Genomic DNA, 23,214 nt, shown 5'->3' on the forward strand with positions numbered 1-23,214 from the left:
GGAGGGGTCATGATCGATCTGAACGCCGACCTAGGCGAGGGCTTCGGCCGCTGGCGGCTCACCGACGACGAGCGACTGCTGTCGGTCGTCACGAGCGCCAACGTGGCCTGCGGCTTCCACGCCGGGGACGCGGCCACCATGCGACGGGTGTGCCTGCTGGCGGCCGAGCGCGGCGTACGGATCGGCGCCCAGGTCTCCTACCGCGACCTGGCCGGTTTCGGGCGCCGCGCGATGGATGTGCCGCCCGCCGAGCTCGCGGCCGAAGTGGCTTATCAGATCGGCGCGTTGGAGGTCTTCGCCCGCGCGGCGGGCTCCCGCGTGTCATATGTGAAGCCGCACGGCGCGCTCTACAACCGGGTGGTCCACGACGAGCGGCAGGCCGAGGCGGTCGTGGACGGCGTGCTGCTCGCCGACGCGACGCTCCCCGTGCTGGGGCTGCCCGGATCACGCCTGCTGAAGGTCGCCGGGAAGGCCGGACTCCCGGCCGTCACCGAGGCGTTCGCGGACCGCGCTTACACGGACGAGGGCACACTCGTGGCCCGCGGCGAGGACGGCGCGGTGATCACCGAACCCGACACGGTCGTCGGGCGCTCGGTGGCCCTGGCCCGCCTCGGGACCGTCACCGCCCGCTCCGGGCGCGAGATCCCCGTACAGGCGCGCTCCCTGTGCCTGCACGGGGACACGCCCGGAGCGGTCGACCTGGCCCGACGGGTGCGCGCCGGGCTCGAGGCGTCGGGCGTGCGCGTGGAGGCCTTCGTATGAGGGTGCTGCCCGTCGGCGACTCGGCCCTGCTGGTCGAGGTCTCCTCCGGGGAGGAGGCCCAGGCCCTGCACGCCGACTTGCTGCGCCGCCGGGCCGCCGGGGAGCTGACGGCGGCGGAGATCGTCCCCGCGGCCCGCACGGTCCTCCTCGACGGGGTGCCCGAGCCCTCCCGGGCCGCGGCCCGGCTGGCCGGCATCCCCATCCCGGGGGTCCCGCCGCGGGATGGGGAGCCGATCGAGATTCCCGTGCGGTACGACGGCCCCGATCTGCCCGAGGTGGCGGCCCTGTGGGACGTGGCGCCGCAGGAGGTGGGGCGGATCCACGCGGCGGCCGAGTTCCGTGTCGCCTTCTGCGGGTTCGCGCCCGGCTTCGGCTATCTGACCGGCCTGCCGGACCGCTACCACGTGCCGCGCCGGACCACCCCGCGCACGGCCGTCCCGGCGGGTTCGGTGGCGCTCGCGGGCCCGTACACGGGCGTGTACCCGCGCTCGTCGCCGGGTGGCTGGCAGCTCATCGGCTCGGCCGACACGGTTCTGTGGGACCCCGCGCGCGTGCCGGCCGCGCTGCTCGTGCCGGGTGCCCGGGTCCGCTTCGTACCGGTGGGGGCCGGATGACGGACCGTGCGCTCGCGGTCGTCCGGGCCGGGGTGCTGACCACCGTGCAGGACCGGGGGCGGCCCGGCCACGCCCACCTCGGTGTGCCGCGTTCCGGCGCGCTGGACACGCCCGCGGCGGCGCTCGTGAACCGGCTGGTCGGCAATCCGCCGGAGGCGGCGGTGCTGGAGACGACGCTCAACGGCTGTGCCGTGCGGCCGCGTTCGGCGGTCACCGTGGCGGTCGGCGGCGCGCCGTGCGCGGTCACCGTGGACGGCCGTCCCGCGCCCTGGGGAGCACCGGTGCGCGTCCCCGGCGGCGCGCTGCTCGAGCTCGGGCCCGCACGGTCCGGGGTGCGCAGCTATCTCGGTGTCGCGGGCGGGATCACCGTGGAGCCGGTGCTCGGCAGCCGCTCCACGGACCTGCTCTCCGGGCTCGGCCCGCCGCCGCTCGCGGACGGTGCCGTGCTCCCGCTCGGGAGGCCGGCCGGCCCATGCGCGCGCGTGGACACCGTTCCCCAGCCGGGCCCCCCGGCCGAACTGGTGCTGCGGGTGACGCCGGGCCCACGCGACGACTGGTTCACCGCGGACGCGTTCCGCACCCTCGTCACGCGCGGGTACCGGGTGTCCGCCGCGAGCAACCGGATCGGCCTGCGCACGCAAGGTCCCGCCCTGGAGCGGGTCCGCACGGGTGAACTGCCCAGTGAGGGCATGGTGCTGGGGGCGGTCCAGGTACCGCCCGACGGCAGGCCCGTCGTGTTCCTGGCCGACCATCCGACCACCGGTGGGTACCCGGTGATCGCGGTTGTGCGGGCCGCCGACCTGTCTGCGGCCGCACAGGCGACTCCGGGCACCCCCGTGCGGTTCACGGTCGTGAGCCGTCGTTAGCGGCCCCCTCAGGCCGCGTCCGGCTGCTGCTCGGTCACCGAGAGCGCGGCCAGTGCGGACGCCACCGCGTGCGAGGCGCTCAGATCCAGCCGGGCGCTGGTCCCCCTGGCCTTGTGGCGCACCTCCGCGGCGGCCAGGGTGAGCAGCTGGGGCAGCAGGTCGGTGCACCGCCGGGCCACCCAGGCCGTCCCGGCCGTGGCGAGCCACCACAGGTTGGCCGTGCGGGTGGGTGCGGCGAAGTCGGGTTCCGGCGAGGGCGTGGGACCGGTCGCGACGCCCGCCTCGGCCAGCAGGGCGTGGAAGTGCAGGGCGAGCTGCCGGTGCCCGCGCTCCCCCGGGTGCAGCCGGTCCGCGCTCCACATCGCACGGTCGGTGATCCAGCCCCCTTCCGCGGCGTGCAGATGGACGGCCCCGTACCGCTCGGACAGCGCGTGCACGACCGCGTTGACGGCCCGCTGCCGCCTGGCGAGCGGCCGCGCCAGCGCGCCGGGCAGCCGCAGCATCGACCCCGGGTCGGGCAGACAGGCCGTGAGCAGCACGGTGCCCTCGGCCCGGAAGGCCGCGTACACCTTGTCGAGCCGGGCGGCGACGGCGTGGATGTCGAAGGTGCAGCGCAGCGTGTCGTTGACGCCGATGACGACGGAGACGACGTCGGGTCGCAGGGCCAGCCCCTGCGGCGTCTGCCGCTCCAAGACGTCCCTCGTCTGGGCACCGCTGACGGCCAGGTTGGTGAACTCCGCGGCCGCCTCCGCGGAGGCGAGCCCGTCGGCGAGCAGGGCGGCCCAGCCCCGCCAGGTGTCCCCGACGGGGTCGCCCACGCCCTCCGTCAGCGAGTCGCCGAGTGCCACGAACCGCAGGGGTCTCATACGACGCCCTCCCGAGCGGCGCCCCGCACGCGGGGCTCGGCCGGCGCCGGTGTGACGCGCGGCCGCGCGTCCCGGCTCTGGGCGTCCTGGCTCTGGGCGTCGTGCGGCTGCGCGTCGTGCGGCTGCGCGTCGTGTGCGGCGAGGAACGCGTCCACCGCGCTCTTCCAGCCGAAGCACTCGGCACGCGCGCGTGCAGCCTCCCGGCGCTCGGCCTCGGAGCGCTCCATGAGCAGGTCGACCGCGTCCGCGAAGGCGTCCCCGCTGTTCACGGCGGTGGCGCCGGCGGACCCGATCACCTCGGGCAGTGCGGAGAAGGCGCTGGCCACCACGGGCGTGCCGCAGGCCATCGCCTCCAGAGCGGCGAGCCCGAAAGTCTCGGCGGGCCCCGGGGCCAGGCACACGTCGGCGGCGGCCTGAAGTGCGCCGAGCAGGTCCCGGTCGCGGACATGGCCCAGGAAGGTCGCCGGCAACCGCCGCTCCCGCGCCCGCTGTTCCAGCCGGGCACGCAGCGGCCCGTCACCGGCGACCACCAGCACCACGCGCCGCCCGCGCCGCAGCAGCGCCTCCAGCGCGTCCAGGGCCGTGCCGGGCCGCTTCTCCACGGAGAGGCGGGAGCACATGACGAGGAGCGCCTCGTCGCCGCGCGCGTACCGGTCGCGCAGCGCCGGGTCCCGCAGCGCGGGGTGGCGCTGCTCCAGGTCGACGCCCAGCGGGGCCCGTACGACGTTGCGCGCACCGATCCGCACGAACTCCCGCTCGGCGAACTCTGTGGTGCACACCACGCGCGCGTAGGTGTGGGCCGTGCGGGTGTTGAGGGCGTCGGCGGCGCGCCGGGAGAGGTTCTCGGACAGGCCCCAGGTGCGCAGGACGCCGTCGGCGGTCTCGTGGGAGACCATCACGGCGGGGATCCGGGCCCGCCGCGCCCACTTGCCGGTCCAGCGCAGTGTCGTGCGGTCGGAGACCTCGAGGCGGTCGGGGACCAGGTCCTCCAGCAGGGAGGCGACACGCCGCTTGTCCGTGAGGACCCGGTAGCCGCCGGTGCCGGGCAGCAGCGGCCCGGGCAGGGTGATGACCCGGCCCTGCTCGGTCATGCGGTCGGTGTGGTGTTCCCCGGGCACGATGAGCACGGGCTCGTGCCCGGCCTCCTTGAAGCCCTTGCCCAGTTCCCGCAGGGCGGTGCGCAGTCCGCCGGAGGCGGGCGCGACGAAGTTGGCGAGCCGGACGATCCGCAGACCGTCGCCGAAGCGCTCGGTGGCGAAGCTCATGCCGCCACCACCGCCCTGCGGGCGGCAAGCACGTCCTCGTAGTGCCCGATGAGCCGGTCACCGACCGCCGCCCAGGTGCGGCCCTCGACGGTGGCGCGTGCGGCGGCCCCAAACGCGGTCCGCAGCGCCGGATCGGCCGCCAGGCCCGCCACGGCGTCCCGTACGGCGCTCGCGTCACCGGGCGGGACGAGGAACCCGGTGCGCCCGTGGGCCACCAGGTCGAGCGGTCCGCCCGCGGCGGGAGCGACGACCGGCACACCGCTCGCCATGGCCTCCTGCACGGTCTGGCAGAACGTCTCGAACGGTCCGGTGTGCACGAACACGTCCAGGGAGGCGAAGATCCGGGCCAGTTCGTCGCCGGTGCGGCGGCCCAGGAAGGCGGCGCCGGGCAGGGCGCCCCGCAGGGTCGTCTCGCTCGGCCCGTCGCCCACCACGACGACACGGACCCCGTCCAGGCCGCAGACGCCGGAGAGGAGTTCGACGTGCTTCTCGGGGGCGAGCCGGCCGACGTAGCCGACGATCAGCTCGCCGTTGGGAGCGAGTTCCCGCCGGATCGTCTCCGTGCGCAGGTCCGGCCGGAAACGGACGGTGTCGACGCCACGCGGCCACAGCCGCACCCGCGGCACGCCGTGCGCCTCCAGGTCGTTCTGGGCCGCGCTGGAAGGCGCGAGGGTGCGGTCGGCGGCGGCGTGCACGGAGCGGATGCGCCGCCAGGCCGCGGCCTCGCCCGCGCCCATGTAGGTGCGGGCGTATCCGGCCAGGTCGGTCTGGTAGATGGCCACGGCGGGGATGCCGAGCCGGGCGGCAGCGGCCATGCCGCGGACGCCGAGGACGAAGGGGCTGGCCAGGTGCACGATGTCGGCGCGGTGAGCGGTGATCGCGGCGGCGACGCGTCGGCTGGGGAGTGCCACGCGCACCTGGGGGTAGCCGGGGAGCGAAATGGAGGGGACTCGCACCACGGGGCACGGCGCGGAAGCGTCGGATCCGGTACCGGTGCCGAGGGGGGAGCCTCCCTGTTCCAGCGGAGCCGAGAACTTGGGGGAGGCCGTGGGAGCGACGACGAGGGGAGCGTGACCGCGATCGACGAGGTGCCGGGCGGTCTGGAGCGCGCAGTGGGCCACGCCGTTCACATCGGGGGGAAAGGATTCGGTCACGATGACGACACGCATACCCGTGTTCTCGCCGTGCCGGACGTGGCCGCGTCAACGTCGATCTTTCCGGCCGGGGAACGTCCCATGAGCGTTGGGCTGCACAGCCGAGCAGGTCAGCCCCTGTCCATACGCTCCTGACTCCGGAGTCACCGAACGTTCATACGGTGGGCATGTCGGGCCCGATCCGGCTGCGTACGGCGGTCTGGACCTCGGCCTCCTCGGCCGGATCCGCGGCGAGTCGGCGCAACCGCTCGACGACGCGGACGTCCCCGGTCTCGGCGTGCCGTGCGGCGATCTCGCGGGTGGACTCCTCGCAGTCCCAGAGGCACTCGACGGCCAATCCGGCGGCGAAGGACGGGTCGGTGGCGGCCAGCGCGCGGGCGGCGCGCCCTCGGAGATGGGACGAGGCGGTCTCGCGGTAGACGTGGCGCAGCACCGGTGCGGCACAGGCGATGCCGAGCCGTCCGGCGCCGTCGACAAGGGTCCACAGGGTCGGTGCGTCGGGGCCTTCACCCCGTACCGCCTCGCGCAGCGCCGCGAGGACCAGGTCGCGGTCCTGGGCGCCGCCCCGGCAGGCGAGCACGCGGCCGGCGGCGGCCCCCAGCGCGTCGGGCCGGCGGGCCCAGCCGCGCGCCCGGTCCACGGCGGCCACACTGCGCATGCGTTCGAAGGCGTCCACGGCCGCGTCCGCGACGAGCGCGGACCCGGTGACCAGGGCGTCCTCGATCAGGTCGAGCGCCTCGGGGTCGTTGCCGTCGGCGAGGTAGCGCAGGGCCGTGCATCGGGCCCCGTCGCCGCCGGAGCGGGCTGCCCGGACGATCTCGGGGCGGTCCTCCGGACCTGCGACGGCCGTCAGGCAGCGGGCGGCGGGCACATGGAGGACGGCACCGCGCTCGATGCCCTGCTGGGCCCAGTCGAAGACCGCCTGGACGCTCCAGCCCGGCTGGGGGCCCCGGGACCGCAGCTGCCGCTGCCACCGGTCGAAGCAGCCGGCCTCCTGCGCTGCACGCACGCGCGTGGCGACCGAGGAGCGGGGGTCGTCGGCCCACAACCGCCAGGGCCGGGGTTCGAAGGCGTCACGGACGGCGGTGGCGAGTTCGGCCTCGCCCTCGGGGTCGGCCGGGAAGCGGGCCAGGACGGGAGCGGCGAGGGCGCGCAGCCCCGCGTCGTCGTCGCGCAGCGCCAGCTCGTCCAGGGCCCAGGCCCAGTTGGCGCCCGAGGCGGCGTACCTGCGCAGCATTTCCAGCGCGTCCCGCCTGCCGTACGAGGCGAGGTGCCCGAGGACCGCGAGGGCGAGCCCGGTGCGGCACTCCTCGGTGTCGAGGACGTCCTCGGCGCCGAAGAGATGCGCCTCGATCTCGTCCAGCTCGCCGTTCAGATCGAGGTAGAGCCGGGCGTAGTACAGGGAGCGGTTCTCCACCTGCCAGTCGTGGCGGGGATCGCGCAGCACACAGTGGTTCAGAGCCGCGAGCGCCTCGGCGCGCGGTGCGGTGAGCGCGTGCAGCGTGCCGTCACCGCGGCCCCTCTGGAGGAGGCCGAGGAGCGTACCGCTGGGCGCTATGACCGGTTCGAACATGGGAAACAGCCTCACATCAAGCGTCGACACAACCGGGGAACACGCATTACCTGGCCGCGTGACAACACGTCGGGGCGCCCGCCGTCTCTTGCTTGCTGTAGACCATCTTCCTCTGCCTCTCGTCGGTGGCCCGTGCGGACCGCATCACGGTCCGCGCGGTGCGGCAACACCTGCCCAGCCATCGCGTCCGTGATTCACGACGTCATGATGACTCGGCGTCTTGCGCTGTCGCGACCTTATTTCGGGCGGCCCCGTACCGCCTCCCCCGTTTTCGTCGTTTTCGCTGGTCAGAGTATTCGCATCAGTGTGCGCCGAACAGTTCGAGCAGATCGTTCTTGCCGAACATGCGGGCGGTGTCGACGGCCGAGGGCGTACCGGCGGCGGGATCGGCTCCGGCCTCCAGGAGCGCCCGGATGACCTCCACCTCGCCCTTGAAGACCGCGCCGGCGAGCGGGGTCTGGCCTCGGTCGTTGATCCGGTCGGCCTCCGCGCCCCGCTCCAGCAGGGCCCGGACGGCGTCCGCGTGGCCGTGGTAGGCGGCGAGCATCACCAGGGAGTCGCCGCGGTCGTTGGTGAGGTTGGCCGGAACGCCCGCGTCCACGTACGCCACGAGCGCCTCGGTCTCACCTCGGCGCGCCAGATCGAAGATCTTGGTCGCCAGCTCCACGACCTCGGGGTCGGGGGCTTCACTCATCGGCCGGACCGCCTCTCACTACGACTGCTGGGGACTGCGGGAGCGCACGACGGCGAGCGCGGCCACCGTGCACGGCGCGTAGGGCGGCGAGCGGTGCCGCCGTACGGGTGAATCGCCAGCGTACTGGCTTCCACAACACAGCACCGGCACCGCGCCAGGCAAAGATCACTACAGAGGGCGTCAAGCCATGCGCGGCGGCCCTTCGGGTATGACCGTTCCGTCCGTCGGGGGAAATCCCGACCATTTCACCCGTTTGCACCTTTTATCATATGGATACATGCTGTGAGCCTGGAAGTACTCATGGTGACAGTCCCCGCGTTCAGGAGAGCACATGGTCCTCAACATCTCCGGTGTGCTGCTGCTCGGCACCTGCGTCTTCCTCTTCTTCCGGAAGGACAACCTCAAGGGCTCGCACGCCACAATCTGCTCCCTCTTCGGCTTCTACCTCGCCAGTACCGGCATCGCCCCGGGGATCAAGGCCGGCGGCCAGAGCCTCGCGAGCCTGCTCGGCGGGATCAATTTCTGATCCCGCCCCCGCACACACCCTCAGGAGAACGACGTGGCCCGGCGCCCACTCCCCCGCATCCTGCGCAACGGCAGCGCCAGGATGGCCCGCAGCCGGCAGCTGGCCCGGACGGCGGCCGGCGGCGCGGGCGACGTCCTCCAGCCGCTGTTCCTCCTCACCCGCGGGCTGCGCCGGCTCGCGGGGGCCGGGCGGCGCAGATGGGTGGAGACGCCCAAGGACCGGCGGGGGCCGCTCCTCTTCCTGGTCGCCTCGGTGGTCCTGGTCGTCGCCCTGGTGCCGTACGGGCCGCTGCTCGCCGGCCTCTCCGTCATGGCGGCGGCGGCCTGGAAGGGCCGCGACCGCAGGAAACCGCAGCCCTCGGGTCCGGACGACGCGCAGACCAAGCGCCTGCGGACGCTGTACGAGGCACTGGTGCCGTACTTCTCGGCGGCCCAGGATCCCGATCCGCTCTATGCGCACGGTGGGGAATGGGCCCGGGCCTTCCCCTCGTACGACTTCGACGAGAGTGGCCGGATCTCCCGGCTCCGCATCCGCTACCCCGCCTACTTCACCGACGGCGAGGCCACGTCACGGGCCCGGATCGAACAGCTTCTGCACGCCAAGTCGGGCCGGGGCCGCGAGTACCACTTCGCCTGGGACGAGGAGGCCAACGAGCTCACGGTGACCGTGCTGGCGCCGCTGCCCACCGACATCGCCGCACAGCGCTTCGTGACCGCCCCGGGCGAGACGGTCCTCGGCTTCACCGACCCCACCGGCGTCCAGCGCACGCTCCCGCTCACCCACGGCGACGAGCAGCGCGATGTGCCGCCGGTGGTGTGGCGCACAGGTGCCCGCTCCACCGAACCGCATCTGCTGATCGCGGGCGCGCCCGGCAGCGGTACGACGACGCTGGTGCGTTCCATCGCCCTTCAGGCGCTCCAGAACGGCGACGTCCTGATCGTCGAGGGCGGGGACACCGGCGAGTACGCGTGTCTGACGGGCCGGGACGGCGTGCTGGCCGTCGAGTCGGGCCTGGTCGGCGCGGTGACGAGCCTGGAGTGGGCGACCCATGAGACGGAGCGGCGACTGATCTCGGCGAACCGCGCGCGGCAGGCCGGGCACCCGCCGCCGGACGACATCAGGCGTCCGCTGTGGGTCCTGCTCGACCGGCCCGGCGCTCTCGGTCACCTGGCCGCCGCCGACGGCCGCCCGGAGCCCCAGACGCTCCTCCAGGTGCCCTTGCGGCACGGGCGTGCGGCGAACGTCACGGTCGTGGTGGCCGAGCAGCTCGACGCTCTGGACGGCCTGTCCGACGCGGTGCGGCAGTACACCCGCGCGCGGGTGGTGCTCGGCCCCGCGGGCCCGGACGTGCTCGAGGCCGTGCTGGGCGCTCCCCCTCACACCACGCCCGTCCAGGACGTCCCGCCCGGCCGGGGCTACGCCCGCCTGGGCTCGGGCCCGGTCCACCGTCTCCAGGTGCCGGCCACCCCGGACCCGTACGACGACGCCACCAGCGAGAGCCATCGGCAGGCGGTCCTGGGACTGCTGCCGCGCCATAGTGCGCCGGTCATGCCGGCGGGTGTCGAGGCGGTGGCCGCGGAGAGCTGAAGGACCCCCACCGGCCGGTCTCCCGCGGTCGGAGCGTTCCCGGCGACCGCCGGGTCCCCCGGCGGTCACAGCCGTGCCGGCCCCGGGTCAGGCGACGAAGGTGCGCGGCGACTCGGCCGAACCCGACGCACCGGTCTCGACCAGACGGGCCGCGGCGGCCAGACGCACCGCCGCCTCCTCCGCCAGGGCGCCGCCCACCGTGAACGGCAGCCGGACATATCCCTCGAAGGCGCCGTCCACGCCGAAGCGGGGCCCGGACGGCACCCGGACGCCCACCCGCTCCCCGGCCTCCGCCAGACGGGACCCCGACAGACCCCCGGTGCGCACCCACAGCGTCAGACCGCCCTGTGGCACCGAGAACTCCCACGACGGCAGCTCCCGGCGCACCGCGGTGACCAGGGCGTCCCGGTTCTCCCTGGCCTGCTCGCGCCGCAGGCCCACCGCCTGCTCCCAGCCGCCCGTGCTGAGCAGCCAGTTCACGGCCAGCTGCTCCAGCACCGGCGTGCCCAGGTCCGCGTAGGCGCGGGCCGCGACCAGGCTGCGGATCACATCCGGGGCGCCCCGCACCCAGCCGATGCGCATGCCCGCCCAGAACGCCTTGCTCGCCGAGCCCACGGTGATGACCGTGGAGCCCGCCGGGTCGAAGCCGCTGACCCGCCGCGGCATCTCCAGGCCGTCCTCCAGATACAGCTCGCTCATGGTCTCGTCGACGACGAGGACGGTCCCGGCGGACCGGGCCGCCTCCACCAGACGGCGGCGCTGCTCCTCGTCGGCCAGCGCGCCCGTCGGATTGTGGAAGTCCGCCACGACATAGGCCAGCCGCGGCGCGGCCTCCCGCAGCACCTGGCGCCAGCGGTCCAGGTCCCAGCCGCCGAGTTCCTCGGCCATGGCCACCGGCACCAGCCGGGCGCCCGCCTCCCGCATCAACTGAAGGATGTTGGCGTACGACGGCGACTCGACGGCGATGCGTTCGCCGCGCCCGGCGAAGAGGTGGCAGATCGCGTCCATCGCGCCCATGGCACCCGTGGTCACCATGATCTGCTCGGGCATGGTCGGGATGCCGCGTGCCGTATAGCGGTCGGCGATCATGGCGCGCAGCGCGGGCAGCCCCGCCGGGTAGTCCCCGTGGGTGTGCGCGTAGGGCGGCAGCTCCTCCAGGGCGCCCTGCACGGCGCGGGTGAGCCAGGGTTCGGGCGCGGGCAGCGCGGCGCAGCCCAGGTCGATCATGGAGCCCAGGGCCTCCGGCGGGAGGGGCTCGAGGCCGCGTGCCGGCAGCGGGTTCCCGGCCGGCACCGCCGTCCAGCTGCCCGCCCCGCGGCGGGACTCCAGGAACCCTTCGGTGCGCAGCGCCTCGTACGCGGCGGCCACCGTGGTCCGGCTCACCGACAGGGCGAGCGCAAGCTCCCGCTCGGCCGGCAGCCGGGCCGCGACGGGCACACGGCCCTCCAGCACGAGCAGCCGGATGCCGTCGGCGAGCGCGCGGTAGGCGGGCGGGCGGCGGGTGCCGGGGCCCGCGGGACGGTCCTGCTGGGAGGTGAGCAGCCGGGCGAGCTGTGCCGCACCCACCGCTGAGGTCCACTGCGCCATGATCCCAGTCCACCTTCCCCGAATTGGCCATGGATGACTTCTTTTCCCAAGCCACAGAGTGACATGCGTCAGGTCAGGACCACCACAGGGGGGCACGCTTTGTCCGGGGACCCGTCCATCGATCCGTCCGTTGATCCATCCATTGGTGCATCTGTTGATGCATCTGTTGATGCATCTGTTGACACGTTCATGAGGAGCCGGCTGATACGCCGGCTGTTCCAGCTGTACGCGGGCCTCGCGCTGTACGGGGCGAGTTCCGCCCTCCTGGTGCAGGCGGGCCTCGGCCTGGAGCCCTGGAACGTCCTCCACCAGGGGCTCGCGGAACTGACCGGCCTCAGCATGGGCGTGGTGCTCACGATCGTCGGCGCGATCGTGCTGCTGCTGTGGATCCCGCTGCGCCAGCGTCCCGGTCTCGGCACCGTCTCCAACGTGCTGGTCATCGGCTTCGCCATGGACGCCACCCTCGGCGTGCTCCCCGAGGTCCGCTCCCTGGCCGTACGAGTGCCCGTTCTCCTCGCAGGCATCGTGCTGAACGGCATGGCGACCGGCCTGTACATCACCGCCGACTTCGGGCCCGGGCCGCGCGACGGTCTCATGACCGGACTGCACCGGCGCACGGGCCGCTCGATCCGGCTGATCCGCACGGCCGTCGAGGTCGCCGTCGTCGCGACCGGCTTCGCCCTCGGCGGCACGGTGGGAGTGGGAACCGTCCTGTACGCCCTGTGCATCGGCCCGCTCGCCCAGTTCTTCCTGCGTGCGTTCGCCGTTCCCCGGGCATCGGGGCGCAGCACGGTCGTTGCCACCGGGCAACCGGAACAGGCGATACTGCCACGGTGACCACCCTCGTACGTCATCCCTACCTCGACCATCCCGGCCCGATCGCCTTCGCCCACCGGGGCGGGGCGGCGGAGGGCCTGGAGAACACCGCGGCGCAGTTCCGGCGCGCGGTCGCGGCGGGCTACCGGTACATCGAGACGGACGTGCACGCCACGGCCGACGGGAAGCTGGTCGCGTTCCACGACGCGACCCTGGACCGCGTGACCGACGGGGCGGGCCGGATCGCCGACCTCCCCTGGGACGACGTGCGGCAGGCCCGCGTGGCGGGCACCGAACCGGTCCCGCTGTTCGAGGACCTCCTCGAGGAGTTCCCCGAGGTGCGCTGGAACGTGGACGTCAAGGCGGAGCCCGCCCTGCTCCCCCTGCTGGACCTGATCGGCCGGACGGACGCCTGGGACCGTGTCTGCGTCGGCTCGTTCTCCGAGGCACGTGTGTCGCGCGCCCAGCACCTGGCGGGGCCGCGCCTGGCGACGTCGTACGGCACCCGCGGGGTGATGGGCCTGCGGCTGCGCTCCTGGGGGGTACCCGCGAGGCTGCGTCGCTCGGCGGTCGCCGCCCAGGTTCCCGTGGCCCAGTCGGGCGTGCCCGTGGTCGACCACCGCTTCGTGCGCACCGCCCATGCCCTCGGACTCCAGGTGCACGTGTGGACGATCAACGAACCCGGGCAGATGCACCGGCTCCTGGACCTGGGAGTCGATGGCATCATGACCGATCACATCGACACACTGCGCAAGGTCCTGGAGGACCGGGGCACCTGGGTCTGACGCCCGCGCACGATCACGTACTGCGGGGAAGCGAGGCACGGGTGGGCACCGACACCGAGCGGGCGGGGGTTCCCCTGGAACCGGATGCGCCGGCGTCGCCGGCGGCGGCCGACGAGGCCGCCGGACGGCGGCGCGAACAGCGCGGCTGGTACTTCTACGACTGGGCGTGCTCGGTCTACTCGACGAGCGTGCTCACCGTGTTCCTCGGGCCCTATCTCACCGCGGTGGCCAAGTCGGCGGCGGACGCGGACGGCTATGTGCACCCACTGGGCATCCCGGTGCGGGCGGGGTCGTTCTTCGCCTACTCGGTCTCCGCCTCCGTCGTCCTGGCGATCCTGGTGATGCCGCTCGCGGGAGCGGCGGCCGACCGCACCGGCCGCAAGAAGCCCCTGCTCGCCCTCTGCGCATACCTGGGCGCCTCGGCCACCACGGGCCTGTTCTTCCTGGACGGCGACCGCTATCTGCTCGGCGGCCTCCTGCTCGTCGTCGCGAACGCGTCGATGGCCGTCTCGATGGTCGTCTACAACTCCTACCTCCCGCAGATCGCCCCGCCCGAGGAGCGCGACGCGGTCTCCTCGCGCGGCTGGGCCTTCGGCTACGCGGCCGGCTCCCTGGTCCTGATCGCGAACCTGGTCCTCTTCACCGCACACGACTCGTTCGGCCTCACGGAGTCCACGGCGGTGCGTATCTGCCTGGCCTCGGCGGGCCTGTGGTGGGGCGCCTTCACCCTCGTACCGCTCGGGTGGCTGCGCGACCGCCGCAGGACGTCCACGGCCCCCGCGGTGCACGGCTGGCGGCAACTGGCCGCGACCGTCCGGGACATGCGCGGCAAGCCGCTCACCCTCGCCTTCCTGCTCGCCTACCTCGTCTACAACGACGGCATCCAGACGGTGATCTCGCAGGCGTCGGTGTACGGCTCCGAGGAGCTGGGCCTGAGCCAGTCCACGCTGATCACCGCCGTTCTGCTCGTGCAGGTGCTGGCGGTCGGCGGGGCCCTGGGCATGGGGCGGCTGGCGCGGACCCACGGCGCCAAGCGGACCATCCTCGGCTCGCTCGTCGCCTGGACGCTGACGCTCGGTGCCGGCTACTTCCTGCCCTCGGGCGCGCCGGTGGGCTTCTACCTCCTCGCGGCCTGCATCGGCCTGGTGCTCGGTGGCAGCCAGGCGCTCTCCCGCTCCCTGTTCTCCCATCTCGTACCGCCCGGCAAGGAGGCCGAGTACTTCTCGGCGTACGAGATGAGCGACCGCGGCATGAGCTGGCTGGGCCCGCTGCTGTTCGGCCTCACCTATCAGGTCACCGGAAGCTACCGGGACGCGATCATCTCGCTGGTGGTCTTCTTCGCCCTCGGCTTCGCCCTGCTCGCCCGGGTCCCGGTGCGGCAGGCGGTGCGCGACGCGGGGAATCCGGTACCCGAAAGGATTTAGCACCTGATGGCAAAGGCCGGTAGTGTACGCGTTTGGCCTGCCAGGCGTACCGTTACTGCGCGTCAAAGGAGCCGAAACGCTGGGTGACATCTGCTAGCAGATGTGACAAACCGGGCGCCGGTGGGTACAACAAGGGGCGGCTACGACGGCGACGCATGACCCGGAACGGGAATCTTTACCGCCGACCGGACGTTGACCGGATGACGACGACAGCGACACCTGTCCTGTGGGCGACAAGCCCGGGAGGCACGATTCATGAGTGAGCGAGCTCTTCGCGGCACGCGCCTCGTGGTGACCAGCTACGAGACGGACCGCGGCATCGACCTGGCTCCGCGCCAGGCCGTGGAGTACGCATGCGAGAAGGGGCACCGTTTCGAGATGCCCTTCTCGGTCGAGGCGGAGATCCCGCCGGAGTGGGAGTGCAAGGTCTGCGGGGCCCCGGCACTCCTCGTGGACGGCGAAGGCCCGGAAGAGAAGAAGGCCAAGCCCGCGCGTACGCACTGGGACATGCTGATGGAGCGGCGCACCCGCGAGGAGCTCGAAGAGGTCCTCGAGGAGCGCCTGGCCGTTCTCCGTTCCGGTGCGATGAACATCGCGGTTCATCCGCGGGACAGCCGCAAGTCCGCTTAGCCCCCTCGGGGTCTGGGCGGCAGCACAGCGCACGGATCAGCGGGCGCCGTACGTCGGTATGTGACGTACGGCGCCCGCTGCCGTGTGCGCGTACGGGCGGTCACGATCCTCAGCCGGGGGCCGCGGGGCTTCGCCCGGGCCGCGAAGGCTCGGCGGACCACCGGGGATCCCCGGCCTCAGCGGGTCAGCGGCGGTCGCGGCTCGCGCGGAGTGTCTCCGGACTCGTCCCTGATGACCTCACCCTGGACGACCTTTCCATCGGGACGGTGAATACGAGCCTGCCGGAAGGCGTCACCGAGGCCGCCGTACGGTGTCGCGCGGAGCTTGCGGTCCAGGCTGCGCTCCGCACGCCGGCCCACCGTCCTCTGCACCGGCGGAAGCAGGAGCAGCAGGCCCACCGCGTCGGAGATCAGCCCCGGCAGCATCAGGAGCAGGCCACCGAGCATCATCAGGCCGTTGCCGCCGCTCGTCGGCTCGGTCTGCGAGGAACGGCCCTGAAGCCTCTCGTTGAGATTGCGGAAGGCGCGGCGCCCGGCCCGCTTGACCACCACGGAGCCGAGCACGAAACCGGCGACCAGCAGCAGGAACACCGTGAACCCGCCGGCCGCGCCCGCCACCAGCGTGAGCAGCCAGATCTCCAGCACCAGCCAGGCTGCGATGCCCAGCGGCAGGAACCTGCGCGGCGGGGAACGCCGGGGCCGGGCCTGGTACGAGGAAGTCGGTGCGCCAGTCGTCATGCCCCCAGTGTGCCTGGAGCAGGCTCAACGCGGGATAAGCGGGAGGATGAGCGGGACGAGGCGACGATCGGCCGCCCTCGGTACGGCCCGGATCCGTCCCTGTGCACCCCGTACGGGCGACCACCGAAGGCGGCTCCCGGTTGACGCGTGGCCACCCGCTGCCCGTACGGGCCCGCGCCCCTCGCTCAGGAGGCCGGGCCTCGGCCCCTGATCTTGGCCACGCGGTCCCCGACACCCCACGCGGTGACGCGCCACAGCGCCTCGATGAGGATGTCCCGGCTCATCTTGGAGTCGCCCAGCTCCCGCTCGACGAAGGTGATGGGCACCTCGACCACGTGGTAGCCGGCCTTGACGGCACGGCGCGCCAGGTCGACCTGGAAGCAGTAACCCTGCGAGGCGACCGCGTCGAGGCCCAGGCCCTGAAGCGTCTCGCGGCGGAAGGCGCGATAGCCCCCGGTGATGTCGCGCAGCGGCAGATCGAGGGCGAGGCGCGAGTAGAGGCTGCCGCCGCGGGAGATGAACTCACGGCTCTTGGGCCAGTTCACGACCCGCCCGCCCGGCACCCAACGGGAGCCGAGCACGAGGTCGGCGCCCTTGAGCGCGGTCAGCAGGCGCGGCAGCTCCTCCGGCTGGTGGGAGCCGTCGGCGTCCATCTCGACCAGGACGCCGAAGTCCCGCTCCAGGCCCCAGTGGAAGCCGGCGAGGTACGCGGCGCCCAGCCCCTCCTTGCCCTTGCGGTGCAGGACGTGGACCTGGTCGTCCTCGGCCGCCAGTTCGTCGGCGAGCTTCCCCGTACCGTCGGGGCTGTTGTCGTCGGCCACGAGGACGTGCGCCTCGGGCACGGCCGACCGCACCCGGCCGACGATCGTCTTGATGTTCTCCGCCTCGTTGTAGGTCGGGATGATCACCAAGGCGGTGCCGAGCGGACCGAACTGCCTCCCCTGGGCTTCTGCCGCGAGGGTCCCGTCGCCGTCGTTCACTGCTGCCCCTTCATGTCCGTACGCAGAGGACCACCATAGTGTCCCTCGTCTGTACCGACGCGACAGCACGTTCCTACGGGGGTGTCGATTCCACAAGAGTCGGGTAAGAGTGCCGGTTTGCGCACTCGGCGGGTTCGCGCGGGGGCCTACTGCGGATGGGGGCCCGGCGCCCTTCGGGCCGACCTGGGACCCGCTGGCTGCGGGTCGACCGAGAGCCGTTGTCTACTGGACGTCCGGGCCCCACCCGGGTCGCACCCTGCCGACCGGCCGGAACGTTCCCGTGCCGTGGCGCGGGCGCTGAGCCTGGCTCCCAGTGGTGGTGCGCCGGTGCGGCACACCATCCCTGACCCAGCGGCGCTCCGGCGACTGCGCGGAGGTTCCCCGGTCGGACGTCCGTCGGTGGACGCGGCCGAACCTACCGGCCCTCTGCGCCTCACTGTCAACAGTCCTCCCACCTGCGGTTTATCCGCTCAGCGCCTGGTCAGGCGGGAGGATGCGCAGGTCGCGCGACGGGGTCCCGGGGGGCGGTCGGAAGCACGCCACCCCGGCAGATCACTCGCCCGGCCGTACGAACACCGTCCGGCCGCCCACCACGGTGCGCAGGCAGACCGGGAGGTCGGTGCCGGGGGTCAGATCGGGCAGCCCCGGAGTGCCGGAGCGGGGGTCGGTGGACCAGCGGGCCACCCGGTCGTCGGGGGCCTGCACGACCAGTGCGTCGGTGCGCCATACGGCGTAGTCCGCGGGCGCGCCCGGGACGAGGACCCCGGCGTCGTCGCGACCGATCGCCCGCCAGCCGCCGCGCGTGTGCGCGGTGAACGCGGCGCGTACGGAGATCCGGTGCTCGGGGGTGCGATGGAAGGCCGCCGCCCGCACCGTGCCCCAGGGATCCAGCGGGGTGACGGGGCTGTCGGAGCCGAAAGCCAGAGGGACGCCTGCGCGCAGCAGCGCCGCGAACGGGTTCAGCGTCCGGGCCCGCTCGGCACCGAGGCGCTGCGCGTACATGCCGTCCGCGCCGCCCCACAGCGCGTCGAAGGCGGGCTGCACGGAGGCGGTCAGACCGAGCTCGGCGAAGGCCGCGACGGTCTCGGGGGCGAACATCTCGGCGTGCTCGATCCGGTGGCGGGCGGCGCGGACGCGGGCGAGGCCGACCTTCTCGGCGGCGGCGCGCACCCCCTCGACCACTGTGGCGACGGCGGCGTCGCCGATGGCGTGGAACCCCGCCTGCAGCCCGGTCTCGGTGCAGGCGACGACGTGCGCGGCGACGGCGGCCGCGTCCAGGTAGGCGGTGCCGGTGTGGCCCGCGTCGGCGTACGGCTCGTGCAGGCACGCCGTGTGCGAACCGATGGATCCGTCGACGAACAGATCGCCCGCGGCGCCGAGCGCGCCCAGCTCGCGCGCCCTGGCGACGCCTTCGTCGGCCTGCTCGGCCCAGTAGCCGACGACCCGGGGTCCGGGTTCCCCGGCGGCCAGGCGCAGCAGTCCGGTGAGGTCCTCCTCGGAGGAGATGTCCGGGCCCGCGCACTCGTGGACCGAGCCGATGCCGAGGGAGGCGGCGTGCGCCAGGGCGGCCCGCTGGGCCTCGGTGCGCTGGGCCGGGGTCACCGCCGCGAATGCCGCGGCGCGCACGGCGTGGTGGGCGTCCCGGGTGAGCGGTTCCCCGTCCGTGCAGCCGTTCCGGTCGCGTACGCCGGGCGCCAGGTCCAGCAGGGCGGTGGTGACGACGGCGGAGTGGACGTCGATACGGGTGAGGTAGAGCGGACGGCCGCCGGTTGCCTCGTCGAGCTCGTCCCGGCGCGGGGCCCGCCGCTCGGGCCAGCGGGTGGCGTCCCAGCCGTGACCGATCAGCACACGGTCCCCCGGGCGGGCGGCGGCGAAGTCGCGGACCAGGGCGAGGGCGGCCGCCAGAGAGGGCGCGCCGGAAAGGTCGAGGCCGGTGAGCGCGAGGCCCGTGGAGGTGGTGTGCACATGGGCGTCGGTGAAGGCCGGGGTGACGAGCGCGCCGTCCAGGTCCACGACCTCGTCCACGCCGTCCGCGAAGGCGTCGGCCGCGCCTTCGGAGCCGACCCAGGCGATCTGGCCGCGCTCGACGACCATGGCCGTCGCAAAGGGGTCGGCGGGGCTGTGGACTTCTCCTCGGCGCAACAGGACGGTCCGCTGGTGGGTGGTGCGCTCAGTCATGGGAACAGTCTCGCGCCTCTCCCGAACGGCCCGGCACTCAGGTCCCGCCGGACACACCGGGGCGACGCGGATCCGCCCTACCCGCACCGAACAGGGTCACCACCGGACGCCTGGGGCACGGAGCGGCCGGACACCGGACACCTGGAGGAGAGAGGGTCTCCGGATACGTCAGATGCGGGGCGGCCGTGCCTCGTACGGGGTGGAGAGGACCACCGTGGTGCGCGTCGACACGCCCGCGAGCGTCCGCAACCGCGCGAGCAGCTCCTCCAGCTCGTGGGGGGTGGCCACCCGGACCTTGAGGATGTAGTTCTCGTCGCCCGCGACACTGTGGCACGCCTCGATCTCCGGGACGCCGGCCAGGCGGTCCGCGATGTCGTCGGGGGCACTGGGATCGAACGGCTTCACCGAGATGAAGGCGGTCATCGGCAGTCCGACGGCCTCCGGGTCGACGACCGCGGCGTACCCGCGGATGACGCCGCGCTGCTCCAGCCGGCGCACCCGCTGGTGCACGGCCGACGTGGACAGGCCCGTGGCCTTGCCCAGGTCGGTGTAGCTCATCCGCCCGTCCTTGACGAGCAGCTGCACGATCTGTCGGTCCAGCTCCTCCATGCCGCTAGAACCTACCGTGCGGTCAATCTCCGCGGATACCTCAGCGGCGCAGGTCATACCCGGTTCGTGATGTTGGCCCGGGCTGCCGGGGAGCCGTCCGCGGCAGACGGCCGCCGCATGCGGCACCTGCGGAAGGCATGTGACGAACGCCACAGCACCCGGACAGGCTTCGTGATGTCCGCGCGATTACCGCCGAGACGGGACGGGAAGTGCTTGCTGTGGTCGAGGCCGCAGTGCCTTGCCGGCCCAGCCCGAGGGGGAGAGTCCCATGCAGAGTCTGAAGCGCCCTGGCCGCAGCATGCCCAAGCGGCAGCAGCCGGTCGTCGAGCCCGAGCCGGAGGGCGTCGAACCCGTCGACGACGAGTTCGACGCCTACGACACCTTCGAGATGTACCGGGTGATCTGCCCGGACTGCGCGCAGCCCATCGCGCTCCTGGCGGACGAGGAGTTCCTGCCCGAGCATGCGCTGTGCGCCTCGCCGTGGAACCCGTTCGGGCTCACGGTCTGTGCCGGTACGGGCCGTGCGGCGGCCGAAGCCCGGCCCGCGGACGAGTCCGTGGTGCCCCAGGAGCAGGACACCGCCCTGCTGTTGACGCTCCCTCAGGGGCTCGACTGGCGGATGCAGCCGTTCTCGCACGTCGGCGGCCCGGGCTCGCGCCCGATGCGCATACCGGTGATGCCTCGCCAGGCGGCCTGAGACCGCACGCTGTCAGTCGGTCGACGGAGAATCAGCATCGGTCGGCCGCAAGCGATACGGCGGAACACCGAGCGAACGGACGTCGCGTCAGATTCAAGGCGCACCGTACCCCCGGACGAGCCCCCCGGGAACTCACGCCCGATTACCGGGGCCGGTGACCCGCGCCCACGCCCCGGCGTTCCCCTTGCATGACCGCCACACAATCGGCGACCGGCCGTCGGCGACCGGTGTTCGTTCCGGCGTCGGGGGCACTGCTCCCGCCGCCTCCCCAGCCCGCGGATCCGCCCATCTACCGGGCGCTCATGCGGACCTGGGCCGACCGCGGGCGCACGCTGCCGGGGCGTCACGACCCGGAATGGGTGCGGCTCGCCGCGCCCCCGGCCGGAACGGGCCGGCGCGCGGCGGGCCAGGACCCGTTCAGCGGGTCTCGGGACCCACGAGGTGACGGGCGATGACCATCCGCTGGATCTGGTTGGTCCCCTCGACGATCTGGAGCGCCTTGGCCTCACGCATATAGCGCTCGACCGGGAAGTCGGCGGTGTAGCCGTACCCGCCGAGCACCTGGACGGCGTCGGTGGTGACCTTCATCGCCGTGTCGGTGCAGTGCAGCTTCGCCATGGCCGCCTGCTTCGCGAACGGCAGGCCGGCGTCACGCAGTCGCGCCGCCGCCAGGTACAGCGCCCGGCCCGCCTCGATCTGCGTCGCCATGTCGGCGAGCATGAAACGCAGTCCCTCGAAGTCCGAGATCGGCCGCCCGAACTGCAGACGCTCGGTCGCGTATCCGACGGCCTCGTCAAGGGCCGCCTGGGCCAGGCCGATCGCGCAGGCGGCGATGCCGAGCCGCCCGGAGTCGAGCGCGGACAGGGCGATCGAGAAGCCCTGGCCCTCTTCGCCGAGGCGCCGCTCGTCGGGCACCCGCACCCCGTCGAAGTGGACCTGAGCGGTGGGCGAACCGGTCATGCCCATCTTCTTCTCGGGCGTCACACCGCTCAGCCTCTCGGCGTCACCGGGGACGAGGAAGGCGGTGATACCGCGCGGCCCCTCCACGCCGGTGCGCGCCATCACGGTGTAGAAGTCGGCGATCCCGCCGTGCGTGATCCACGCCTTCGTGCCGCTGATCACCCAGTCGTCGCCGTCACGGCGGGCCCTCGTGCGCAATGACGCCGCATCCGATCCGGAGGACGCCTCGGAGAGGCAGTAGGCGCCCAGCAGACCGCCGCCGAGCATCGCCGGCAGATGCTCGGCCTGCTGCTCCTTGGTGCCGTACTGCGCGAGGGCATGGCAGGCGAGGGTGTGGACGCTGACGCCGAGACCGACGGTGAGGCGGGCCGCGGCCAGCTCCTCGAGGACCTGGAGGTAGACCTCGTACGGCTGGTCACCGCCGCCGTACTCGGAGGCGTAGGGCAGTCCGAGGAGCCCGGATGCGGAGAGCAGGCGGAAGACCTCGCGCGGGAAGTGTCCGGCGTACTCCTCCTCGGCCGCCTTCGGTGCGATCTCACGCTGCGCGATGTCGCGGACGAGCGAGATCAGGTCCCGGGCCTCGTCCGTGGGCAGTTGACGGTCCACCGGCTGCGGGGCGCGGTCGGGCATGGCGACGCTCTCCTCCCTTTTCGGGAACATCGACGGATGCGCGCCGTGGGTGGGGCAGCTCCGCCGGGTCTCACTGGGCCTGGCCGATGCTCGCCGCTCCGGGTTTCGGAGGCGGCTGACCAGCGGTTGTGGCGCTTGGAGTATGCCCGATCGGCGGCACGGAGTCACCAGTTAACGAGCGTTTGCTCCGGAGAAGGATCCTGGACCCGAATTGGTCCGGACCATTGGCTCCACCGGTCCAGTCCTTCTACTGTCGGCGCACCATCACTTCGTCGCGCTCATGCCAATCAGCACGCGTTCACCGGCTCCCGCCTGCGTGTGCCGTCAGATGTCCCGACGGGCGGGCGGCGGGGCCGCGTAGGCGGGTTCCAGCTCCTCTATGGCGCGCAGGGTGCCGCCGAGGGTCTTCACGAGCAGTTCGCGCATGGTGTCGCGGGACAGCTCGGGCCGGTCGATCCAGTCGAGAACCGAGCCCTCCACGCTGCACACCCAGCCGAGCAGACCCATGCGCACCAGCGGGGCGATCTCACGCCGGCCGTACGCCCCATCGGCGATGGTGGTGACGATGGCCTCGCGCACCCCGTCCCGGATGGCGTGCACCTGGGCGTCGAAGCCCACCCCGCCGCTCACGATCGTGCGGTAGGCCGCCTGGTTGTTCTCGGCGTAGCGCAGATAACTGTCGATGGTGCGGTGCACCCGCTCCACCGGAGGCAGTTCGAGGCCGCCGGCCGCCAGGGTCACCAGATGGGCCACCGAATCCTCGACAATGGCAAGGTAATAGCCGCGCTTCGATCTGAAGTAGTAGTAGATCAGCCCTTTGGCCACATGGGCATGGCGTGCGATGTCGTCCATGGACAACGCGTCGTACGAGGTGTCGGAGAATAACTTCCGCCCGATGGCGATCAGTTCGGCGCGGCGCGCCAGAGAACGATCGGTGCCGCGGGCCTGAGGGCGTGCGGCTCCTCGCTGTCGACTATTATTCAATTTCGACCCACGCCTCCAACTGCCAGCCGGACATCCGCAGTATTGCAGAACCACTCGACCGGTATGTTCGACTCTGATCGACCTGGTGGCACGCTGTTCGGAAAGCGCGTTCCGGTTCAGGGATATCGGAGTGCCCGCGTCACAGCCAGCCGAGCCGGGTGACGAGCATCGCGAGGACCACCACGAGGACCCAGCCCGCGATGTGCTCGACGATCTTCGGGCCGTCGTCCCGGGGGCCGCCCGTGCGGGCGCGGAGTCGGGCGGCGGTGGCGGAGGTGGCGGTCATGGCA

Annotated in this window: 24 protein-coding genes; 11 read left to right on the top strand and 13 right to left on the bottom strand. The window is 72.9% G+C overall.

Features of this window, described 5'->3' with window-relative positions; translation table 11 throughout:
* The first annotated feature begins 9 nt into the window (after window positions 1-9).
* Genes ABZ876_RS17900 through ABZ876_RS17910 form a run of 3 tightly spaced genes read left to right on the top strand, consistent with a single transcriptional unit; the run spans window position 10 to window position 2,242 of the window.
* Entirely contained in the window at window positions 10-762 is a 753-nt protein-coding gene (locus tag ABZ876_RS17900; protein ID WP_361781423.1) for a 5-oxoprolinase subunit PxpA, read from the top strand.
* Window positions 759-1,376, top strand: a complete 618-nt coding sequence (locus ABZ876_RS17905; RefSeq protein WP_361781425.1) for an allophanate hydrolase subunit 1 — start codon at window positions 759-761, stop codon at window positions 1,374-1,376. The genes ABZ876_RS17900 and ABZ876_RS17905 overlap by 4 nt, the downstream gene beginning before the upstream one ends.
* Window positions 1,373-2,242, top strand: coding sequence for a biotin-dependent carboxyltransferase family protein (locus ABZ876_RS17910; protein ID WP_361781428.1), 870 nt, complete (start codon window positions 1,373-1,375; stop codon window positions 2,240-2,242). The genes ABZ876_RS17905 and ABZ876_RS17910 overlap by 4 nt, the downstream gene beginning before the upstream one ends.
* Before the next feature lie 8 nt (window positions 2,243-2,250).
* On the opposite strand, the gene ABZ876_RS17915 is transcribed toward ABZ876_RS17910, so the two are convergent.
* From ABZ876_RS17915 to ABZ876_RS17935, 5 genes are all read right to left on the bottom strand, one after another.
* Window positions 2,251-3,108: an SGNH/GDSL hydrolase family protein gene (locus ABZ876_RS17915; RefSeq protein WP_361781431.1), complete on the bottom strand. Its 858-nt coding sequence runs from the start codon at window positions 3,106-3,108 to the stop codon at window positions 2,251-2,253.
* Window positions 3,105-4,373, bottom strand: coding sequence for a glycosyltransferase (locus tag ABZ876_RS17920; protein ID WP_361781434.1), 1,269 nt, complete (start codon window positions 4,371-4,373; stop codon window positions 3,105-3,107). The genes ABZ876_RS17915 and ABZ876_RS17920 overlap by 4 nt, the downstream gene beginning before the upstream one ends.
* Window positions 4,370-5,542, bottom strand: a complete 1,173-nt coding sequence (locus ABZ876_RS17925; RefSeq protein ID WP_361781437.1) for a glycosyltransferase family 1 protein — start codon at window positions 5,540-5,542, stop codon at window positions 4,370-4,372. The genes ABZ876_RS17920 and ABZ876_RS17925 overlap by 4 nt, the downstream gene beginning before the upstream one ends.
* Before the next feature lie 139 nt (window positions 5,543-5,681).
* A complete protein-coding gene (locus ABZ876_RS17930) occupies window positions 5,682-7,100 on the bottom strand; it encodes a HEAT repeat domain-containing protein (RefSeq protein ID WP_361781440.1) in 1,419 nt (472 codons plus the stop codon).
* A 301-nt stretch (window positions 7,101-7,401) separates the two neighbouring features.
* The gene (locus ABZ876_RS17935; protein WP_361781443.1) at window positions 7,402-7,794 is read right to left on the bottom strand and encodes an ankyrin repeat domain-containing protein; all 393 of its coding nucleotides are present in this window, start codon (window positions 7,792-7,794) and stop codon (window positions 7,402-7,404) included.
* 331 nt (window positions 7,795-8,125) lie between these two features.
* Here ABZ876_RS17935 and ABZ876_RS17940 point away from each other — a divergent pair, with 331 nt between their 5' ends.
* Window positions 8,126-8,320: a hypothetical protein gene (locus tag ABZ876_RS17940; protein WP_361781446.1), complete on the top strand. Its 195-nt coding sequence runs from the start codon at window positions 8,126-8,128 to the stop codon at window positions 8,318-8,320.
* A gap of 33 nt (window positions 8,321-8,353) precedes the next feature.
* Window positions 8,354-9,907 (top strand): hypothetical protein, encoded by a 1,554-nt coding sequence (locus tag ABZ876_RS17945; RefSeq protein WP_361781449.1) that lies wholly within the window; start codon window positions 8,354-8,356, stop codon window positions 9,905-9,907.
* Between the two features lie 87 nt (window positions 9,908-9,994).
* On the opposite strand, the gene ABZ876_RS17950 is transcribed toward ABZ876_RS17945, so the two are convergent.
* Window positions 9,995-11,494 carry a PLP-dependent aminotransferase family protein gene (locus ABZ876_RS17950; protein WP_361781452.1) on the bottom strand — a complete coding sequence of 500 codons (1,500 nt, stop codon included), beginning with the start codon at window positions 11,492-11,494 and terminating at the stop codon, window positions 9,995-9,997.
* A gap of 189 nt (window positions 11,495-11,683) precedes the next feature.
* On the opposite strand from ABZ876_RS17950, the gene ABZ876_RS17955 reads away from it, so the two are divergent.
* The 4 genes from ABZ876_RS17955 to ABZ876_RS17970 all read left to right on the top strand — a co-directional run bounded on the left by ABZ876_RS17955 (window position 11,684) and on the right by ABZ876_RS17970 (window position 15,149).
* Window positions 11,684-12,331: a hypothetical protein gene (locus tag ABZ876_RS17955; protein WP_361781455.1), complete on the top strand. Its 648-nt coding sequence runs from the start codon at window positions 11,684-11,686 to the stop codon at window positions 12,329-12,331.
* Window positions 12,328-13,095 (top strand): glycerophosphodiester phosphodiesterase, encoded by a 768-nt coding sequence (locus ABZ876_RS17960; protein WP_361781458.1) that lies wholly within the window; start codon window positions 12,328-12,330, stop codon window positions 13,093-13,095. Before ABZ876_RS17955 ends, ABZ876_RS17960 begins: the two co-directional genes overlap by 4 nt.
* A 74-nt stretch (window positions 13,096-13,169) precedes the next feature.
* Window positions 13,170-14,519, top strand: coding sequence for an MFS transporter (locus tag ABZ876_RS17965; protein ID WP_361782066.1), 1,350 nt, complete (start codon window positions 13,170-13,172; stop codon window positions 14,517-14,519).
* A 255-nt stretch (window positions 14,520-14,774) separates the two neighbouring features.
* A complete protein-coding gene (locus tag ABZ876_RS17970; RefSeq protein WP_189292218.1) occupies window positions 14,775-15,149 on the top strand; it encodes an RNA polymerase-binding protein RbpA in 375 nt (124 codons plus the stop codon).
* A 176-nt stretch (window positions 15,150-15,325) separates the two neighbouring features.
* On the opposite strand, the gene fxsA is transcribed toward ABZ876_RS17970, so the two are convergent.
* The 4 genes from fxsA to ABZ876_RS17990 all read right to left on the bottom strand — a co-directional run bounded on the left by fxsA (window position 15,326) and on the right by ABZ876_RS17990 (window position 19,653).
* Window positions 15,326-15,886, bottom strand: coding sequence for an FxsA family membrane protein (gene fxsA / locus ABZ876_RS17975; RefSeq protein WP_361781462.1), 561 nt, complete (start codon window positions 15,884-15,886; stop codon window positions 15,326-15,328).
* A gap of 185 nt (window positions 15,887-16,071) precedes the next feature.
* Window positions 16,072-16,866 (bottom strand): polyprenol monophosphomannose synthase, encoded by a 795-nt coding sequence (locus tag ABZ876_RS17980; protein WP_361781465.1) that lies wholly within the window; start codon window positions 16,864-16,866, stop codon window positions 16,072-16,074.
* Between the two features lie 552 nt (window positions 16,867-17,418).
* Complete coding sequence (locus tag ABZ876_RS17985) at window positions 17,419-19,044, bottom strand: amidohydrolase (RefSeq protein ID WP_361781468.1); 1,626 nt, start codon at window positions 19,042-19,044, stop codon at window positions 17,419-17,421.
* A 168-nt stretch (window positions 19,045-19,212) separates the two neighbouring features.
* Complete coding sequence (locus tag ABZ876_RS17990) at window positions 19,213-19,653, bottom strand: Lrp/AsnC family transcriptional regulator (protein ID WP_121888443.1); 441 nt, start codon at window positions 19,651-19,653, stop codon at window positions 19,213-19,215.
* A gap of 268 nt (window positions 19,654-19,921) precedes the next feature.
* On the opposite strand from ABZ876_RS17990, the gene ABZ876_RS17995 reads away from it, so the two are divergent.
* Together ABZ876_RS17995 and ABZ876_RS18000 are read left to right on the top strand one after the other, a co-directional pair.
* Entirely contained in the window at window positions 19,922-20,350 is a 429-nt protein-coding gene (locus tag ABZ876_RS17995; protein ID WP_361781471.1) for a hypothetical protein, read from the top strand.
* 188 nt (window positions 20,351-20,538) lie between these two features.
* Window positions 20,539-20,805 carry a hypothetical protein gene (locus ABZ876_RS18000; protein WP_361781473.1) on the top strand — a complete coding sequence of 89 codons (267 nt, stop codon included), beginning with the start codon at window positions 20,539-20,541 and terminating at the stop codon, window positions 20,803-20,805.
* Here ABZ876_RS18000 and ABZ876_RS18005 read toward each other — a convergent pair.
* From ABZ876_RS18005 to ABZ876_RS18015, 3 genes are all read right to left on the bottom strand, one after another.
* Entirely contained in the window at window positions 20,768-21,940 is a 1,173-nt protein-coding gene (locus ABZ876_RS18005) for an acyl-CoA dehydrogenase family protein (RefSeq protein ID WP_361781476.1), read from the bottom strand. The two genes, ABZ876_RS18000 and ABZ876_RS18005, sit on opposite strands and share 38 nt — an antisense overlap.
* 324 nt (window positions 21,941-22,264) lie before the next feature.
* Window positions 22,265-22,924 (bottom strand): helix-turn-helix domain-containing protein, encoded by a 660-nt coding sequence (locus tag ABZ876_RS18010; RefSeq protein ID WP_361781479.1) that lies wholly within the window; start codon window positions 22,922-22,924, stop codon window positions 22,265-22,267.
* A 139-nt stretch (window positions 22,925-23,063) separates the two neighbouring features.
* On the bottom strand, window positions 23,064-23,210 hold the full coding sequence (locus ABZ876_RS18015; protein ID WP_361781482.1) for an SCO1431 family membrane protein: 147 nt from the start codon (window positions 23,208-23,210) through the stop codon (window positions 23,064-23,066).
* Between the last annotated feature and the right edge of the window lie 4 nt (window positions 23,211-23,214).

Origin of the sequence: Streptomyces sp. NPDC046931 (assembly GCF_040644655.1) — a bacterium.
Classification (GTDB): domain Bacteria; phylum Actinomycetota; class Actinomycetes; order Streptomycetales; family Streptomycetaceae; genus Streptomyces.